A 17783-nucleotide genomic window follows, 5' to 3' on the forward strand; every position below is an offset into this window, starting at 1 on the left:
AGAGTTAACGGGCAAGCAGCAATTGAAGATAACTGCCAACTCTTGAGGCGCGATCTGCCAGATCACCGACCCAGTCGATAATTTTGTAGAGAAAAATGACTTCCACAGGGGGGAGGTCCTTTTCCAGTTTGAAGAGAATTTTTCTGACTTCAATCTGGTGTTTGTCGGTATCGCTTTCTATCTGGTCCAGCTCTTCAATGAGCTCTTCCACCAGATTGACTTCTCTTCCCCTGAAGCCTGTTTCCAGAAGTTCATCCAGTTCATCCATGGCTCTGACCGCTTGCGCAGAAGTGGCAATGGAGCGTTTCAGGTAGTCCATAAAAGCCTCTCTCATCTCCTGAGGGATCATCATTTGTCTGCCCAGTACAATGCCGGCAATATCCTTGGTCCTGTTTGCTACTTTATCTTGCACCGTCACGATCTCCAGAAGGTCATTTCTGGGCACTGGCAGAAACAAGCTTTTGGGAAGGGAGAGTCGAACGTTCTTTTTGATGAGATCAGCCTCGTGCTCCAGCTCTACGATGGTTTGCTGAATACTTTCAACTTCCAGCCAGTCACCATCAAATGCTGCTTTGAAAAATGGTTCCAGCTGTATGGCGCATTCGTGTGCCTTGGCTATGTGTTTTTGTATCGGGCCAATAGGAGATCGGCCAAATACACTCGATAGTAGATTGCTGGTTGGCATAGTTGCAGACCTGTCGGATTAAATTTCTGGGGGTCAGACTCCTCGTCGTTTGCGGCGAACGACTTACAGAACTAACTTTGCATCCCGTTCCCTGGAAGAGGGTGGCTGACCGAAAATTATAGGAGCTGTCTGAAAATTGTGCATTGAAACGCCACCTGTACCGGAAATAATGTGGCCATTCTGACGCTCATTTTTCATAACAAACCCTTATTGTTACAGGTAAAATGACCCTTTTATGCCGTCGGTCAGATAACCCGTGAATACTGAAACAGAGTTAAAGTTGTCGCTGCCAAAAGAGCAGATACCTCTCCTTAAGACACTTACTTTCTGGAAAAAGTTCGCCAGCCCGTCACCTGAAACGGTTCATTTGGGCAATACTTACTTTGATACAGCCTCTCTGACACTGAGTCAGGCTCGGGTTGCGTTGCGTATCAGAGAGAAAAATGGTCAGCTTTTTCAAACTCTTAAAACCAAAGGTGAGAGTCTTAACGGACTGACTCGCCGGGGGGAATGGGAGTGGTCAATAGAGCGACCGGAACTGGATATTGAAGGGTTAAAAAAAGTCTGGCCAGAATCATTGGGAGCTTTTCCTAAAGAGTCCCTGATACCGCTTTTCTCGACCGATTTTGATCGTACCTGCTGGCTGGTGGAGTGGTCTGAGCCAGACGCCAGGGTTGAAGTTGCTCTGGATTACGGGCTTGTCCGCTCAGGAGATGAGAGCAGTGTCATCTGTGAGCTGGAGCTGGAGCTGGTGGAAGGTGATGAAAATGCACTGCAAATGATTGCCGATCAACTGGCAAAAACCATTGATTTGAAGCCCGCAGACAAGAGCAAGGCCGAGAGAGGGTTTGAACTGCTTCAGCGAGGCTGAGGCTCTCTCGCTCAGATACCCAAGAACCCAGCCAGCACCAGAACGGTTGCCAGCCCGGTAAAAGCCTGAAGCAGGGTGGCCAGGGTGAACGACTTAAAGCCTGTGGTCGGGCTAATTCCGGAAAACTGGGTGACCACCCAGAAATAGCTGTCATTGGCATGGGTAACAAACATGGAGCCGCATCCCGCCGACAAAAAGGTCAACAATCGACCATTTTGGGAGTCCAGACCTAAGCCAGGCAGCAAGGGGTCTACCATCGAAGCGGCACTGATTAAGGCCACGGTGCTAGAACCCTGGGCGGTTTTGAAGAGAGCGGCTACGAGAAAAGGCAGAATCAGTCCAAGGCTCTCTGGCAGCCCTTGAGCAATTCTGGCTATATGTCCGGTCTGAGCCAACATTCCCGCTAGCGCCCCACCGGCTGTAATGATTAAGATAATCATCGCGCATGAGTGAATACTCTCACTGAACATCTCAGTCAGTCCGGTCTTACAGTGTCGAATCAATGGCAGGCTGGCCAGCAAACCCAGAAACAGAGCATTGGCAGGTTGTGAAAGGAAAGTAGTCCAGCTTTGCTCTTTATTGTCTGTTTGAAAGTTAGCCATGGACATCAGTAACAAAGGCAGAAGGATGGGAATAATCGCTGCCCAGACATTCTTTTGATAAGCAGGGGGGGATTGAGGAGGATCGCTGACCATTTGGCGCTCTTCATTCAGCCAACGGGTGACCCATTTACCCCACAGAATAGCTACAAAAGTGACCAGGAGAGCCACTCCCAGCGCCCAGGGAAGTGCCAGGCTCGGAGATATTCCTAAAATCAGGGTTGCCGCTGCGGGCCCGGGTGTGGGGGGGACCAGAGAATGGGTTGCAAACAGGCCTCCACCCAGAGCAACACTGAGAGAGATCGGGTTGCACTGCACTCTCCGGGCAATAGACTGCCTGATACTGTTGAGCAGGATAAATCCAGAGTCACAGTAAACGGGAATAGAAATGATGTATCCGGCTATACCCATAGCTAACGCAGGAAAACGCCTGGCAATAGAGAGAATCAGCTTCTCTGCGAGAAGGACGGCTCCGCCCGACTTCTCCAGAATATTTCCCAGTAATACACCAAAAATGATGAGCAGAGCGACGTCGCCGAACGTCTTCCCCATATCACGGGATATGAGGGGAGTCAGTTCAGAGATCGGCAGGCCTGAAAAAAAACCTGCGGCATAGGCGCTGAGCAGCAGAACGATGAATGGCGAAAACCTGAAACGGCCGATCAGTATCAATATGAGGACTGTCAGTGAAAGGATGAACAGAAAGCTGTTAACTATTGATGGGGCCACTGTGGAGTGTCTTGAGAGAATAGTGTTGAATAAGAGGCAGTATAGAGGGGATCGGGTCAACTCGTACCCAGAAAGCCGTTTTTACCAGACATCAGTCGCGGTTTATTCTGGCGATATACATAATTGAAGTATTGCTTAATTGAACTGTTGCTTAATCCAACCAGTGCTTGAATGCCCGAATTCTCTTGTAGGCATAAGCCGAGAGTTTAGTGGACAATAGCAAGATGGAAAGCTTTTTCAAGGTAAAAAGGAAACGACAGTGTCCAGTGTCCGTGAGCTGAAGTCAAACGCCAATAAATTCAGGGCCTCACTCAAAAACAGAGAACTCCTTCTGGATCTGCAGACAGTGGTCTCTGATCTGGTTCAGACGGGTCGGCTCAGGCAATTGGAAGCCAATGAAGTACTGGCTCGTCATCGCAATGCTGATCAACTTAAGCTTCATCCTCTGGAGTACATTGCCTCACAGGATCAGAAGGACGCCCGCAGTGGCGCTTCTCTCGATCTCGATACTCTGATGCACTGGCTGGCGGATCTTTCAGGCCAGGAGTATTTTCACATTGACCCTCTGAAAATCGATGCCACAGCCATTACTCCCGTCATGTCTCACGCTTATGCCATACGTCACCAGATTCTGGCAGTAGAAGTCTCGGCTGACGAGCTCGTCATTGCTTCAGCACAGCCCTGGCACAGTGGTTGGGAGGATAATCTCAGGCATATTAACCGCAAGGAAATCCGGCGGGTGGTTGCCAATCCAACCGATATCCGAAGATACACTTCGGAATTTTATCGACTGGCACAGTCTGTCCTGGGTGCTAATGAACATAATGGCGTCCAGTCCACTCAGTTGAACAGCTTTGAGCAGATGCTTGAGCTGGGCAATATGAAGGCTCCGGACGCCAATGACCAGCACATAGTTAATATTGTCGACTGGCTGCTCCAGTATGCCTTTGAACAACGGGCCAGTGATATTCATGTTGAGCCCAGACGAGAGCAGACTCAGCTGCGTTTTCGTATTGATGGGGTGCTACACCTGATCTACCAGATGCCTGCCAAGGTGGCGGCTGCCGTAACCAGTCGCTTGAAGATTCTGGGTCGTATGAATGTGGCAGAGAAAAGAAAGCCACAGGATGGCCGACTTAAAACCCGCAACCCGGATGGCAATGAAGTTGAACTGCGACTATCAACCCTGCCGACCGCCTTTGGGGAAAAGCTGGTGATGCGGATTTTTGATCCGGATGTTCTGGTCAAGGGGTTTGGCGAGCTGGGTTTTTCCAGAGAAGACGAACGTCGTTGGACTCATATGACCTCGCAGCCCAACGGAATTGTTCTGGTCACGGGCCCTACCGGTTCAGGTAAAACCACTACACTCTATTCGACGCTGAAAAGTCTGGCTTCTGATCAGGTGAATGTCTGTACTATTGAAGATCCTATTGAAATGGTGGAGTCCAGCTTCAACCAGATGCAAGTTCAGCATAATATTGATCTGACATTTGCCAGTGGCCTGCGTGCACTGCTTCGTCAGGATCCGGATATCATTATGGTGGGTGAGATTCGGGATTTGGAAACTGCTGAAATGGCGATTCAGGCGGCGCTGACCGGTCATTTGGTGCTTTCCACTCTACACACCAACGACGCGCCGTCTGCCATAACCCGTCTGCTGGAACTTGGTGTCCCCCACTATCTGATCAAAGCAACGGTTCTGGGGGTTATGGCACAGAGGCTGGTCAGAACACTGTGTCCCTCCTGCAAACAGCCGGTGGAACTCGATAAATCTGGTTGGAAATCCCTTACTCGTCCCTGGACGGCTCCCGCGCCTTCGCAGATCTTTCAACCTGTGGGGTGTCTGGAATGCAGGGATACCGGATATAGGGGGAGAGCGGGTGTATATGAGTTAATGCCTATGTCGCAACCCCTTAAGGATATGCTGGCAGAGACTGCTGATATAGAAAACCTTCGTCGTCAATCAATTAAAGAAGGTATGTACAGTCTTCGCCTTTCCGGAGCTCAGAAAGTAGCAACAGGATTAACAACCATTGAAGAAGTGATGAGGGTGACACCGGACCAGCAGCACTGATCGGCTCTCAGCTTTTAAAAGAAATAGTTGCAGTCTCCCAACGACTATTCGATATTAATATGTGAAGTGACAGTGGAACAGTCAGATAATAATGAAAATACTCATCCTTTCAGGTTTGCTGCTATTACCCTTTGTGGTACAGGCACAGAAGGTAATGGAACTGAAGCCTGCCGAAAAAAACCAATCATTTGTTGAGCAGATGCAGCAGAATTTTGATCCGGCTGTGGCTGATCTCGTGCTGGAGTCTTATTTGAACAGCCTGCTCAAGGCAAACGCAATCAAAGGTGTAACCAGAAACTCATCCATAGAGTATTCTGTAAGAGCCAACCGGGAAGGGGAGTTGGTGGTCACTCGCCATCAGCAACTGGAGCGGGGACTGGTCCGAAACAATAACACCCTGACAGTGTACGGCGTTGGCCACACTTTGGAGTCAGACTGTTCCAGTGTTGAGCAGCGTTGCTGGATTTTATATCCCGATAAGGATGAACGTTGGGTTGAAATAGAGTATGCACCCAAAGCCGTGAAGGAACTGGCTAAAGGAATGGGGTTACTGATTAAGGAACTGCAAAGGTAATTTCAGGCTGCAGACCTTGAAACACAAAGACTAAGCATTTCTTTCGCGTGGTTGAGTGTGGACTCGGTCATTTCTACACCGCCCAACATTCGAGCCACCTCTTTAACACGACGATCGCCTTTCAGGCCGACAATTTCGGTGGAGGTTTTGGCATTGCAAACCTTCTTGCTGACATGCAAATGCTGATGCCCCTGGGATGCTACCTGAGGCTGGTGGGTGACACACAGTACCTGACTTCTTTCTCCCAGCTCCCTGAGCATGGCTCCGACAATTTCTGCGGTGCCACCGCCAATGCCTACATCCACTTCGTCAAAGATCATGCTGGGAATGTGAGAGGTTTGAGCGGTTATCACCTGAATGGCCAGACTGATTCTGGAAAGTTCACCACCAGAGGCCACTTTAGCGAGTGCTCTGGGTGGTTGACCCGGGTTAGTCGTCACCAGGAATTCGACCTCTTCAGCGCCATTGGCTGAGAGTGTGCTGCCCTCTGTCGGTGTCAGGGCAATGATAAACTCTCCATGGGGCAGGCCCAGCAAAGCCATGCGTTTAGTGATTTTTTTCTCAAGTTGTCTGGCTGCAGACTGACGTTTTCTGGAGAGTTTTTCGCATTGGTTCTGAAACTCGGATTTTAGTTCGATCAGCTTTTGTTGTAATGCTTCAACTCGTTCATCGCTGAACTGGATGCTCTCCAGCTCAGAGCCAAGCGTGTTTTGTTTTTCCAATAAGGCTTCGGGCTGTACCCTGTGCTTTCTCGCAAGGTCGTAAATAGCACTGAGGCGTTCATCCACATCCTGCATTCTGGCGGGATCGGCATCAAAATGATCGATAAAGTGATTGATTTCTCCCACCGCTTCCTCGACCTGAATCTGGGCAGAGGACATCATCTCTAATGTGTTGTTGATGGCTGGGTGATCTATTTGCAGATCGCTCAGACGCTGAAGGCAGATGGAGAGTTTCTGGAGAATGTTACCTGCCTCATTGTCCGAGCAGATAGCGTTGATCTCGTGACACACGGAAAGAGTGCCTTCAGCATGGGATAACTGTTTGAGTTCCTGCTCAAGCTGTTCCAGCTCTCCTTCCTGAAGCGATAGCTGTTCGAGTTCCTGAAGCTGATAGCTGAGCAGTTGCACTCGTTCATGCTGCTCGCTGCGATTATGGGTGAGAGTGTTCAGTTCATTATGTGTCTGGTTGAACTGATGGGCTGTGCGAGCCACTTCGGAGGCCAGTTTTTGTGTGCCGGCATAATCATCCAGTAGCAGTCGATGGTTGCTTTTTTTCAGTAATGACTGGCTTTCATGTTGGCCATGGATATCAATTAACCGCTCACCAATGGCCCGAAGATCCGCAAGGGGAGATAGTGTTCCATTGATATAAGCTCGGGACCGTCCTTCTTTGGTAATGACTCTGCGGAGAATACACTCATCATCACTGGCCAGATCTTTTTCCTGCAGCCATGCTTTTGCGGCAATGCACTGACTGATGTCAAAAGAAGCGTGAATCTCAGCTTTGTCCGTGCCCTGACGAACACAGTGACTGTCGGTTCTGTCACCCGTGGCCAGGCCAAGAGCATCCAGCATGATGGACTTACCGGCACCGGTCTCGCCGGTGATGACAGTCATTCCACAATGGATGTCCAGATCCAGCTGGTCAACGATGGCAAAGTTGCTGATGGACAGTTGGGTCAGCATGATGAATACCCGCTATTGTAGCTTTACTGTTTATATGTACAGTAACCCGAAGTGTGCGATTCGTAAAGTAAGAGCTGCAAAAAATCCACAGATCCCGACCCGAATGAGATGGGAGGCTGCTTTGATTTTGTTTTGCGGCCCGGTGTTTTGCGAAATGATCGTTTGTGTTAAAAAAAACTGTTTTTCAGGTCTTGAATCCGGAATTCGCGACCCAATATACGTTTCATCTAAACGATTGCCTCCCGGTCGGAGATTCTGGAATGACAGTAGAAAGCAGCAAACCTGATGAGCAGGTAACGGAAGAAGCCACAGAACAGCAGGCAGAAGAAAGCTTGCTGAACGAAGAGGGCGGTGTTGAACTCGACAGTGAAGGTAATCTGACCGACGGTCTTGAGAGTCAGCTGGAAGCACTCAACGAAGAGCTTGCCAGGGCTAAAGATCAGACTCTGCGTGCTGCTGCCGAAATGCAGAACATTAAGCGTCGTGCTGAGCAGGATGTTGAAAAGGCTCACAAGTTTGCTCTGGAAAAATTTGTTGATGCGCTGATTCCAGTGGTTGATAGCCTCGAAAAAGGCATAGAAAGTGCCGAACAGGCACAAGGGTCTCACGAAGCTCTGGTAGAAGGCATGAAGCTGACTCTGAAACAGTTCCTCGATGCATTGGGGCGCTTCGCGGTGGTGCAGGAAGACCCCAGTGGTCAGCCTTTTGATCCGAACTTCCATCAGGCCATGTCGATGGTTCCGAATCCCGATGTTGAAGCCAACACCGTGATTGATGTCTTCCAGAAAGGATACAAACTGAATGGCCGTCTGATTCGTCCTGCTATGGTTGTCGTTTCCAAATAAGTGATTTTGCTGAGAAATATTCAAAAAAGAATGTTTTAACAGCCTTGAAATCAAATCGATTGATCCCATATTGGTTTCAAAGGCCAAAAACAGCCGCTCACCACTCACTGGCAGGCGGTCCTCAGCTGAAGAATTTAATTTAAGAATTGAACTTAAGAATTTCGCTCTGCAAGCAGAGCAATGGAGAGATTGAACAATGGGTAAAATAATCGGTATTGATCTGGGTACCACCAACTCTTGTGTATCTATTCTGGATGGTGAAAAAGCCAAGGTTCTGGAAAACGCTGAAGGCGGTCGTACAACCCCTTCTATTATCGCGTTCACTGACGATGGTGAGACTCTGGTAGGTCAGCCAGCCAAGCGTCAGGCCGTTACCAACCCTGACAATACTTTGTTTGCCATCAAGCGTCTGATTGGCCGTCGTTTTAAAGACGATGTGGTTCAGAAAGATATCCAGATGGTTCCTTACAAGATTGTTGAAGCTGACAATGGCGACGCCTGGGTTGAAGTTAAAGGAGACAAAAAAGCGCCACCTCAGATTTCTGCTGAAATCCTGAAGAAAATGAAGAAGACCGCTGAAGACTATCTGGGCGAGTCTGTTACTGAAGCGGTGGTCACCGTACCCGCTTACTTTAATGATGCTCAGCGTCAGGCAACCAAAGATGCTGGCCGTATTGCCGGTCTGGACGTTAAGCGTATCATTAACGAGCCTACTGCTGCTGCCCTTGCCTACGGCATGGACAAGAAGCAGGGTGATCAGACCATCGCTGTATACGACCTGGGTGGTGGTACTTTTGATATCTCAATTATCGAGATTGCCGATGTTGATGGCGAGCACCAGTTCGAAGTACTGGCTACCAACGGGGACACCTTCCTGGGTGGTGAAGATTTCGATATGCGTATGATCGACTACCTGGCTGAAGAGTTCAAAAAAGACCAGGGTATAGACCTTAAAGGTGATCCTCTGGCCATGCAGCGTCTGAAAGAAGCCGCTGAGAAAGCCAAGATCGAGCTGTCTTCTGCTCAGCAGACTGATGTTAATCTTCCATACATCACTGCTGATGCAACCGGTCCTAAGCACCTGAACGTTAAAGTAACCCGCTCTAAACTGGAATCTCTGGTAGAAGACCTGGTTCAGCGTTCTCTGGAGCCGTGCCGTCTGGCTGTTAAGGACTCTGACCTGGATCTGTCTGACATCGACGAAGTCATTCTGGTAGGCGGACAAACCCGTATGCCAATGGTTCAGGAAAAGGTAGCTGAATTCTTCGGCAAGGAGCCTCGTAAAGATGTGAACCCTGACGAAGCGGTAGCCATGGGTGCTTCCATCCAGGGTGCGGTATTGGCAGGTGACGTTAAAGACGTGCTGCTGCTGGATGTCACTCCACTGACTCTGGGTATCGAAACAATGGGTGGTGTTATGACAGCCCTGATCGAAAAGAACACCACGATTCCGACCAAAAAGTCTCAGGTGTTCTCTACCGCTGATGACAACCAGAGTGCTGTAACCATTCATGTTTGTCAGGGTGAGCGTAAGCAGGCTTCTGCCAACAAGTCTCTGGGACGTTTTGACCTGTCTGACATTCCACCGGCCCCACGTGGCATGCCTCAGATTGAAGTCAGCTTTGACCTGGACGCTAACGGCATCCTGAACGTTTCTGCCAAAGACAAGGCCACTGGTAAAGAGCAATCCATCGTGATTAAGGCTTCTTCCGGCCTGTCTGACGATGAAATCGATCAAATGGTTCAGGACGCTGAAGCGAACGCGGCTGAAGACAAGAAGTTCGAAGAGCTGGCGGCTGTTCGTAATACCGGCGATGGTCTGGTACACGCTACCCGCAAGACTCTGGAAGAAGCCGGTGATAAGGCCACTGAAGAAGAGAAGAGTGCGATCAACGAAGCTCTGACTGCTCTGGAAGAGGCGCTGAAGGGTGACGACAAGGATCTGATTGAAGAGAAGTCCAAGGCACTGTCTGAAGCTTCTTCCGGTCTGGTTCAGAAGATGTACGCTGAAGCACAGCAGCCTGGTGCTGAAGGTGCTCAGGAAGCTGAATCTTCTTCCGCTGCGGACGACGCTGTAGATGCTGAGTTCGAAGAAGTGAAAGAAGACAAGAAGTAAGCCCATTCCGCGCTGCGGTATGAGTTGATTTGGCGGCGCGGGAGCTTTCTCCCGCGCTGTTGTGTTTAAGAGACTGTCTGAAAAGTTTCGCTGATTTTCCAAACAGTCTCTGGTTCAATAAATCGGGATCGATCCCGATGTATGAAAGCGATTTGGATTATTTCGGTCAGGTGATCTGACGGAACCTGACCACAGGGTGTTACTGATGGCAAAACGTGATTTTTACGAAGTACTGGGCGTAGAAAAGGGAGCCTCTGACAAGGAGATCAAGAAGGCCTATCGCCGTATGGCTATGAAGTTTCACCCTGACCGTAACCCTGATGACAAAGAGGCAGAAGGGAATTTCAAGGAAGTCAACGAGGCTTTCGAAATCCTCTCTGATGATCAAAAGCGTGCCGCCTACGACCAGTACGGTCATGCCGGTGTCGATCCTAATATGGGTGGCATGGGTGGAGCTGGCGGCTTTGGTGGAGCTGGCGGTTTTGGTGACGTCTTCGGTGATGTTTTTGGAGACATCTTTGGTGGTGGCCATTCCCGCAGTTCTGTCCAGCGCGGTGCTGATCTTCGCTACCAGCTAGAGCTGAGTCTGGAAGAGGCGGTTAAGGGGACTACCAAAAAAATCAAGATTCCTTCCCTGGTTATCTGTAATTCCTGTGATGGTACTGGTGCCAAAAAAGGGACTTCTCCTGTTACCTGTAGCACCTGTGGTGGTGTGGGCCAGGTGCGCATGCAGCAGGGCTTCTTCTCTGTTCAGCAGACCTGTCCGGACTGTCACGGCACCGGCAAGATGATTAAAGACCCTTGTCTCGAGTGTCATGGTGAAGGTCGTGTTCAGGAATATAAGACACTGTCTGTAAAAATTCCTGCTGGAGTCGATACGGGTGATCGTATTCGTCTGGCTGGTGAAGGTGAAGCGGGCTTCAATGGTGGTCCAGCCGGTGATCTCTACGTTCAGGTCAGTGTCGCAGATCATCCGATCTTTCAGCGTGATGGCAAGCACCTCTACTGTGAAGTGCCTATTACCTTTGTTGATGCAGCCCTCGGTGGCGAACTGGAAGTTCCGACCCTCGACGGTCGGGTAAAACTCAAGATTCCAAAAGAAACCCAGACTGGCAAGTTGTTCCGTCTGCGCGATAAAGGCGTCACACCGGTGCGTGGCGGTAGTCGTGGAGACCTGATGTGTCGTGTTGTGGTAGAAACGCCGGTGCATCTGACTGAGCGCCAGAAAGAGCTGATGGAAGAGTTGAAGGAAACGTTTGCTGCCGAAGGGGAGCATCGTCAGTCTCCTAAGAAAACCTCTTTCTTTGAAGGGGTCAAAAAGTTCTTCGACGATATGGGCAAGTGATCGGTCAGTCAGAATGGAAAATAAAAAAAGTGGCTTCAATGCCACTTTTTTTATGTCCAGCGTTGTTCAATTATTGCGCAGGCTTACAGAAATATTTCTCGTACTCGCTAAGAAAGTATTGATGATTGAAGTACTCTGTGGTCATGGCTCCCAGCGCTTCGTTTCTGTCTCTGAACGGGTTTTTGTAAGCCAGTTCTTTCTGTTCCAGAAGATCCCAGTAATCAGGGTTCGGAGTATCGGTATCATCGTCAAAGTTTGTTATGTCAATATAGGAGAAAATCAGGCGATCTTCTTCTGCAATGACGACAGTATTCCAGGCATGTGTTTTGTGTGTTGAAAACAATCTGTTGGTCAGGTAGACATTTGTCAGTACGTCAGGAAACAGTTGTTTTAGTTGAGCAAAAACAACCATTCCCAATGCCGTATATTTATCACAGTCGCCAATCTCCCTTCGCCAATATTCAGCCAGTGAGCACCCTTTTGGGAAAGTCATCTCCAGCTCGCCTTCATCGACATTCTCGTAGTGAAGCTTTTGTGAAACAATATGAGCTGTCAGATAGAGCAAATTATAGATAGTTGGTTTTTTTACATATTTGGCTATGTTTTCAACGTACTTGAAAATTTCCACCTGGTCGTCCATTGAAAAAAAACTCATACGGCTATGCAGCAATAAGGAGTTAAGCCGGAAAAATAAAGCTTTTGGTAGAGGGACAGGATCTTTTTTACTGTGGTAACCCGTCAGATTACCGATGTACTCAAATTCAAGATGATTTGAGGGGTATACACTGCAGGTTGGCTGGTCTGAGATTAGGGTCGGGTAGGTGCTCAGTTCAATGCCACGGAAGTAGAGAGAAGTTGCATCAGTCATCGTTATGTTTTTGCTCATGGCTTCATGAAGAAAATCTGTAGGCACTTTTGAAGAGTAGAGTTTTTTTAATTCAAATGGTGAGCGGGTGATTCCTTTGTATCCAGGCAGATCTTTTGTCGTCAACCCTTTTTCGAATGTTTCATGAAGATAGCTCCGATCAGAGTCCGAGGCGATATACAGGCCGTTCTTGTTTAAGGGCTCTGCAAGATTGGGAGGTATTCCATGTTTAATGTAAGAAATGATTGAGCTGGAAGAATCAACTCCTGCATCGATATAGCTATTAGCCGTTTGGGGTGTTATTCCTGCCTCGAGAATATCTGCTATAAAAAATGGTTTGGAAATGACTGAGGGATGAAACGTGGCAGCAGTGTCCGGAGTAATGTTGAGATAGGTATAGTAGTCAATCATATTCAAACTGCTTGTTAGAGCATCTTGAGCAAAAAGGTGGACTTCTTCTGGTGTGGTTTCTGCCTCTATGAGGTTCTCAATATCATATTCGACTAGCCCCGCGTTCAAGAAAGCCTGTTTTTTTTGTTCTGTAATATCAGCTCTGGCGCAGAAGCTTGTCATTATCAGCAGCGCAGTGATCAGTATTATGGCACGGTTTGCAATGTTCATAGGTGTACTCCTTTAATGACAGAGTTAATGGTCCTCTAAGTATTAGAGTTTCTGGAGAGCGAGAAGTTCCCCCCAGAGGGGGATATAGATGATTTACAGGTAAAGCCGACCTAGCAGCCTGTCGGACTTAAGACTGTCCTACTGCGGTTGCAATAAATTGGTCTAAAAATCCCTGTTTCTTCGTCAAATAGCTCGCTATTCTCCTCAGAAACAGACATTTTTATCCTCAATTTCTTGCAATCCTCGCTACGGACGCTTAAGTCCGACAGGCTGCTAGCAGGCTCCTGGTATCATGTCCAGCCTAATTCCATTGCGGCGTACAAAAGTATTCTTTGTATTTGCTAAGAAAGTATTGCCTGTTGAAGTTCTCTGGGTACATTGCTCCCAGTCCTTCGTTTTTGTTTCTGAATGGATCCGGGGGGTCGCCAACTGCCTCAAGCAGATAATGAGTGGCGTCAAGCAGTTGTATAAGAAACAGGTGAATAAGATGTAGAATATAGGCATTACCGGGGTCGTAACTTGTTATGTCAATATACGTAATAATCAGGCGATCCTCTTCTGCAATGAAGACGGTATTCCAAGAATGTCTGTTGTATTTTGCAAACAGTTCTCGGGTTAGGTAAACATTTGCCAGTACGTCAGGAAACAATTGTTTCAGTTGAGCAAAAACAACCATCCCCAACGCCATATATTTATCGCAGTCGCCTATGCCCCTCCGCCAATACTCAGCGATTGAACAGCCTTTCGGGAAGGTAAGACTCAGCTCACCATAATCCACTAATTCGTAGTGAATTTTGTCTGAAACAATTTGTGCGGTCAGGTAGAGCAAGCTATAGATCGTGGGTTGTTTTACATCTTTGGCCGCCTCTTCAACGTACTTGAAAATTTCTGCTTGATCGTCTGTTGAAAAGTGGGGCATGTTTTGATGAGTATACATGGAGTTAAGATGGGAAAATAAAGCTTTTGGTAGAGGAATAGGCTCTTTTTTACTCTGGTAGTCAACAAGATTACCCAGGTGTTCAAATTCAAGATGAGAAGTGGGATATACAGTGCAGGTATTTTGGTCAGAGATTAAAGTCGGGTAGGTGTCCAGGTCAATGTTGCGAAAGTAAAGAGACATTGCATCGTACAGCTTTATACCCTTACTTTTAGCTTTATGAAGAAAATCTGGGGGCACTTTGGAAAAGTAGAGAACTTGTAATTCATCGATTGATACGGTGAGCCCACTGTATTGAGACAGGTTTTTTGCCGTTATCCACTGTTTAAATTCATCTTGAAGAGGGAACAGGTCAGTGCTCGTGATTGCGAAAAAGAGGTTTTCGTATAAAGCATTTGCAAGATCAGGGGATATTCCATTTTTGGCGTACCCTTTGATAAAGAAGGCCTGATTAACGCCGACTTCGAGGTATCTATTTGCCGTTTGGGGGCTTAACCCTGCCCGTAGAATTTCATTTATAAAAGCCGGTTCACCAGCCACTTCAGGATGAAATGATGCAACGACTTCCGGAGTAATGTTGCGCTGGGTAAAACTGTGAATGTCATACGGGCTGACCATTGGGGCTTTTTGAGAAAAAAGAAAGACTTCTTCTGCCGTAGTTCCCACCTTTACAAGGCGCTCAATATCATAACCGTCCAGCATGTCTTTCAGGCAATGTTCTTTTTTTTGTTCTGTAATATCAGCGTTGACGCATGAGCTTGTCGTTATGAGTAATGCAGCCATCAGCTTGATGGCATTTGTAATGTACATTGGCGTACTCCTTTACTGCCGGGTTCAATAGTCCATTTAGACCAATCGAACTTTCTAACTCCCTATTGTGCTGAAGATTTGAGCCTTAATCCTGCATTGGCGATCGTCGCCTTGTTCTAAGGCTCAAATATTCATGCTCATCACGGGAGTTAGAGAACACTATTACTATTAGAGTCTCGGGAGAGAGATTAGTTCCCCAGGAAGGGAAATATAGAAGCGTTACAGGTAAGGAAGGCGGTAAAGATTGGGGGGGGGCGCAGCTCATCTATTTTCGAAGCCATTGCTCAGGCACAGATGCTGGAAGTTGTGTGAAGGGGAGATTTATTCAAAGCCCCCGAACAGGGTATTTTTGCCTGAGCCGGATTTCAGTTGTCCGGAAGATTTCTTTCTAATACTTCCAACATCATGTTGTTATCAGGATGCAATGCCTTTTGTTGTAATTCTTTGGCCAGTTCATAAAAACTATCTCCTGGCTTAGTTGTTTGAGACATATAATCAAGCATTATTTCACTTGATTTATCACAGACGTACTGGCAAAACTCGGGTAATCTACCTTCGTCTAATAACCGGGTAAAGTAACTTCGCCGATCATCAGCCGAGAGATCAGTATATTCATGGATTTTTGAGGTATCCGTTCCATTAAAAAAATGCGGAATTAACGTTGGGATTAGCCCAGTATATCTCAGGATATGGTCGGTGACTGCTCCGCATATCTTATCGAGTTCCAAATGGGTATTCTCAGGGTCATACCAGAAATTATGTTTAGTTTTTCTGTCACATAATTCTATTTGCTCTTTGCTCATTGTTAACAGAGCCGATTTAACCTCTTGCATAAGGAATGGATTCAAATGAAATGCACCATTAGCTACTTTCCAGCGGCCTAAGAGTTTCGGGTTGCCTGTTGTTGGTATTTGATGACCACATCTGCCCAGTCCAAGGTAGGGTTTATTTAAGCATTGTGCAATATTAGCGGTGCTGGCTCCCGGTGCATAAATGGGGATGTTGGAAAAATAACAAACCAACTCAAACAGTCGCTTTGGTAAAAAAGTAAATTCAAATACGGTGACCTTATCTATAAGTGATTTCTCAGTGGTAAAATCCAGAGAATAATTAGTTGAAAACTGTATATTGCCAGTATCACTGAGTTCTTTTTTTTCTTTTTCAGGCAGGCTGATATTCTCGCTGTGTGGTGCAATAATAATGATAGGCTTATCGCCAAAACACGCTTTAGCGGCATTTGTGTAATTGTAATACTCATGTTTTGACATTCCCCAGGCATGATAAGAAAGGGCTAAATATATTTTATTTTCTTTGGCCGATTGCAATAATTCGGTAAAAAATTGAGCTAGTTTATCAGTATCATAACCTTGTATTACTGGGTTTTGTAAGCTGTTAGCTATATCCCTTTTCATTAACTCTGGTGTTGACGCATCTTTATTGACCTCGTACGGATAAATGGGCAGATGATTTTCTTGGTTTTCCAGGGGCATTTCCCTTGTAGCTGCATTGAACCATCTGTAGTTAGTTATTTGAAATAATGGAGCTTTTGTTGATGTTTTAAACGAGTCCCAAACGGTGTAAATTTGTAGTGTGTTTTTTGATAAAAGATGGGTTGGTATTCTCTCTTCTATGATGTATGGAATACCAAATATCTTATCCGGTCTTATTTTTGGTGACGATAATTTGTGATCCCCATGAATGATAGATTCATCAATGTCACGCGCAGGTAAACCAGAAAGAAGATTTGGTAATTTATTGCTAAGAGTAGGTTCATAGCCAGAAAAGCGAACTAGATGTAAAGTGCCAGGAGAAAGTCTGACAAAATTTCTTAAGAATTCTATATACAGGTTTAAATTTCCATAACCCTGAGTACTTAGGCCACTTTCTACCAGAAAAACGATTTCTTTAACTTTTCCAGCTTTACTTTGTAAAGAGGTGATTCTATTCATAGATGATGCATGAATCGGTATCTGCCTGAAAAATCCTGAAGAAAAGATATCCATTGCTTGTCCTTTGGTATCAAACAACCAACTTGCTGGAGAGCACTACTTTCGATAATAGAAGACTCTTTACTGTTTTTTACCTTTTTTGGAAGTACCTCTGCGGACGAACTTTCATAAGCTGTTCTTTTTTGATCATGCCATGTAATTCCTTCATTAGTTGAAACATAATAATGCTCTAGTTTAGTCGGGGGCTCAGGAAAAGATTTCTCCGGGGTATTTTCCGGTTTGTGTACTTGGTTTATGACAGAAGTTGCACAAATATCATTCTTAAAGGTTCTGCTTATATTATGGCTTTCCTGACTGGCAAAGGTATCAGTAGTAGTCTGGTCACCTTCTTCTACTTTAATTGTTTTTTCTTGTGTTAGCAGTTCACTGGTAAGTCTGGGTTGAACTGGAAAATGACTATTAATCATAATGTACCTCCGAACCAATTTCCCGTTACTGGCTGAGAAAGCGTTAATAGCTGTATTTCGCTCTGTCGTGTTGATAACTGCCCAATTAGCCAGAAATAGACGATTCCATTCGCCGTTTGGGGGCTTAACCCTGCCTGTAGAATCTTATCTATAAAAATAGGGTCATCAGCCGCTTCAGGATGAAACGATGCAACGACTTCAGGGGTAATGTTGAGCTGGGTAAAGCTGTGATTCTCATCAGGATTGATCATTGGGGCTTTTTGAGAAAAAAGAAAGACTTCTTCTGCCGTGGTTCCTACCTCTGTGAGGCGCTCAATATCATAACCGGCCAGTGCGTCGTTCAGGCAATGTTCTTCTTGTTCTGTAATATCAGCGTTGACACAAAAACTCATCGTTATGAGTAATGCAAATATCAGCTTGATGGCATGGCTTGTAATGTTCATTAACGTAATCCTTTACTCTCGGGTTCAAGTGCCAATATTACTTTAGAGTCTCGGGAGAGTGATTAGTTCCACCGGGAGAGAAATATAGGAGAATTACGGGTAAAGAGGCCGGGTGAGATTACAAGCAGCAGGCTCTGCCCGGAATGCTACGTGGGGTGGCCGCTT

General features: G+C 46.7%; 14 protein-coding genes. 6 read left to right on the top strand and 8 right to left on the bottom strand.

Annotation, left to right across the window (positions count from 1 at the left end; all coding sequences use genetic code 11):
• Window positions 1-4: 4 nt before the first annotated feature.
• On the bottom strand, window positions 5-685 hold the full coding sequence (locus P6910_RS04610; RefSeq protein WP_317145111.1) for a TIGR00153 family protein: 681 nt from the start codon (window positions 683-685) through the stop codon (window positions 5-7).
• A gap of 256 nt (window positions 686-941) precedes the next feature.
• Here P6910_RS04610 and P6910_RS04615 point away from each other — a divergent pair, with 256 nt between their 5' ends.
• On the top strand, window positions 942-1556 hold the full coding sequence (locus P6910_RS04615; protein ID WP_317145112.1) for a CYTH domain-containing protein: 615 nt from the start codon (window positions 942-944) through the stop codon (window positions 1554-1556).
• An 11-nt stretch (window positions 1557-1567) separates the two neighbouring features.
• On the opposite strand, the gene P6910_RS04620 is transcribed toward P6910_RS04615, so the two are convergent.
• On the bottom strand, window positions 1568-2884 hold the full coding sequence (locus P6910_RS04620; RefSeq protein WP_317145113.1) for a GntP family permease: 1317 nt from the start codon (window positions 2882-2884) through the stop codon (window positions 1568-1570).
• A 346-nt stretch (window positions 2885-3230) separates the two neighbouring features.
• Here P6910_RS04620 and P6910_RS04625 point away from each other — a divergent pair, with 346 nt between their 5' ends.
• Together P6910_RS04625 and P6910_RS04630 are read left to right on the top strand one after the other, a co-directional pair.
• A complete protein-coding gene (locus tag P6910_RS04625) occupies window positions 3231-4958 on the top strand; it encodes a GspE/PulE family protein (RefSeq protein WP_317146506.1) in 1728 nt (575 codons plus the stop codon).
• Between the two features lie 91 nt (window positions 4959-5049).
• Window positions 5050-5532 carry a hypothetical protein gene (locus tag P6910_RS04630; protein WP_317145114.1) on the top strand — a complete coding sequence of 161 codons (483 nt, stop codon included), beginning with the start codon at window positions 5050-5052 and terminating at the stop codon, window positions 5530-5532.
• 2 nt (window positions 5533-5534) lie between these two features.
• On the opposite strand, the gene recN is transcribed toward P6910_RS04630, so the two are convergent.
• Window positions 5535-7220, bottom strand: coding sequence for a DNA repair protein RecN (gene recN, locus P6910_RS04635; protein WP_317145115.1), 1686 nt, complete (start codon window positions 7218-7220; stop codon window positions 5535-5537).
• Between the two features lie 260 nt (window positions 7221-7480).
• Here recN and grpE point away from each other — a divergent pair, with 260 nt between their 5' ends.
• From grpE to dnaJ, 3 genes are all read left to right on the top strand, one after another.
• Window positions 7481-8065 (top strand): nucleotide exchange factor GrpE, encoded by a 585-nt coding sequence (gene grpE, locus P6910_RS04640; protein ID WP_317145116.1) that lies wholly within the window; start codon window positions 7481-7483, stop codon window positions 8063-8065.
• Window positions 8066-8261: 196 nt separating this feature from the next.
• Window positions 8262-10181 (top strand): molecular chaperone DnaK, encoded by a 1920-nt coding sequence (gene dnaK, locus P6910_RS04645; RefSeq protein ID WP_317145117.1) that lies wholly within the window; start codon window positions 8262-8264, stop codon window positions 10179-10181.
• 205 nt (window positions 10182-10386) lie between these two features.
• A complete protein-coding gene (gene dnaJ, locus P6910_RS04650; protein WP_317145118.1) occupies window positions 10387-11526 on the top strand; it encodes a molecular chaperone DnaJ in 1140 nt (379 codons plus the stop codon).
• A gap of 70 nt (window positions 11527-11596) precedes the next feature.
• Here the strand turns inward: dnaJ and P6910_RS04655 are convergent, their stop codons facing one another.
• The 5 genes from P6910_RS04655 to P6910_RS04675 all read right to left on the bottom strand — a co-directional run bounded on the left by P6910_RS04655 (window position 11597) and on the right by P6910_RS04675 (window position 17618).
• Window positions 11597-13012: a hypothetical protein gene (locus tag P6910_RS04655; protein WP_317145119.1), complete on the bottom strand. Its 1416-nt coding sequence runs from the start codon at window positions 13010-13012 to the stop codon at window positions 11597-11599.
• 301 nt (window positions 13013-13313) lie between these two features.
• Window positions 13314-14759, bottom strand: coding sequence for a hypothetical protein (locus tag P6910_RS04660; protein WP_317145120.1), 1446 nt, complete (start codon window positions 14757-14759; stop codon window positions 13314-13316).
• Between the two features lie 365 nt (window positions 14760-15124).
• The gene (locus P6910_RS04665; protein WP_317145121.1) at window positions 15125-16762 is read right to left on the bottom strand and encodes a hypothetical protein; all 1638 of its coding nucleotides are present in this window, start codon (window positions 16760-16762) and stop codon (window positions 15125-15127) included.
• A complete protein-coding gene (locus tag P6910_RS04670; protein ID WP_317145122.1) occupies window positions 16705-17175 on the bottom strand; it encodes a hypothetical protein in 471 nt (156 codons plus the stop codon). Before P6910_RS04670 ends, P6910_RS04665 begins: the two co-directional genes overlap by 58 nt.
• Entirely contained in the window at window positions 17172-17618 is a 447-nt protein-coding gene (locus P6910_RS04675) for a hypothetical protein (RefSeq protein WP_317145123.1), read from the bottom strand. Before P6910_RS04675 ends, P6910_RS04670 begins: the two co-directional genes overlap by 4 nt.
• Window positions 17619-17783 lie beyond the last annotated feature (165 nt).

The organism is Endozoicomonas sp. 8E (assembly GCF_032883915.1).
GTDB lineage: Bacteria > Pseudomonadota > Gammaproteobacteria > Pseudomonadales > Endozoicomonadaceae > Endozoicomonas_A.

Bases quoted from the DNA above. Each gene is read 5' to 3' on its own strand.
- P6910_RS04655 (WP_317145119.1), bottom strand. From the start codon at position 13,012: ATGAACATTGCAAACCGTGCCATAATACTGATCACTGCGCTGCTGATA.
- P6910_RS04675 (WP_317145123.1), bottom strand. From the start codon at position 17,618: ATGAACATTACAAGCCATGCCATCAAGCTGATATTTGCATTACTCATA.
- recN (WP_317145115.1), bottom strand. From the start codon at position 7,220: ATGCTGACCCAACTGTCCATCAGCAACTTTGCCATCGTTGACCAGCTG.
- P6910_RS04630 (WP_317145114.1), top strand. From the start codon at position 5,050: ATGAAAATACTCATCCTTTCAGGTTTGCTGCTATTACCCTTTGTGGTA.
- P6910_RS04665 (WP_317145121.1), bottom strand. From the start codon at position 16,762: ATGGATATCTTTTCTTCAGGATTTTTCAGGCAGATACCGATTCATGCA.
- grpE (WP_317145116.1), top strand. From the start codon at position 7,481: ATGACAGTAGAAAGCAGCAAACCTGATGAGCAGGTAACGGAAGAAGCC.
- dnaK (WP_317145117.1), top strand. From the start codon at position 8,262: ATGGGTAAAATAATCGGTATTGATCTGGGTACCACCAACTCTTGTGTA.
- P6910_RS04660 (WP_317145120.1), bottom strand. From the start codon at position 14,759: ATGTACATTACAAATGCCATCAAGCTGATGGCTGCATTACTCATAACG.
- P6910_RS04610 (WP_317145111.1), bottom strand. From the start codon at position 685: ATGCCAACCAGCAATCTACTATCGAGTGTATTTGGCCGATCTCCTATT.
- P6910_RS04670 (WP_317145122.1), bottom strand. From the start codon at position 17,175: ATGATTAATAGTCATTTTCCAGTTCAACCCAGACTTACCAGTGAACTG.
- dnaJ (WP_317145118.1), top strand. From the start codon at position 10,387: ATGGCAAAACGTGATTTTTACGAAGTACTGGGCGTAGAAAAGGGAGCC.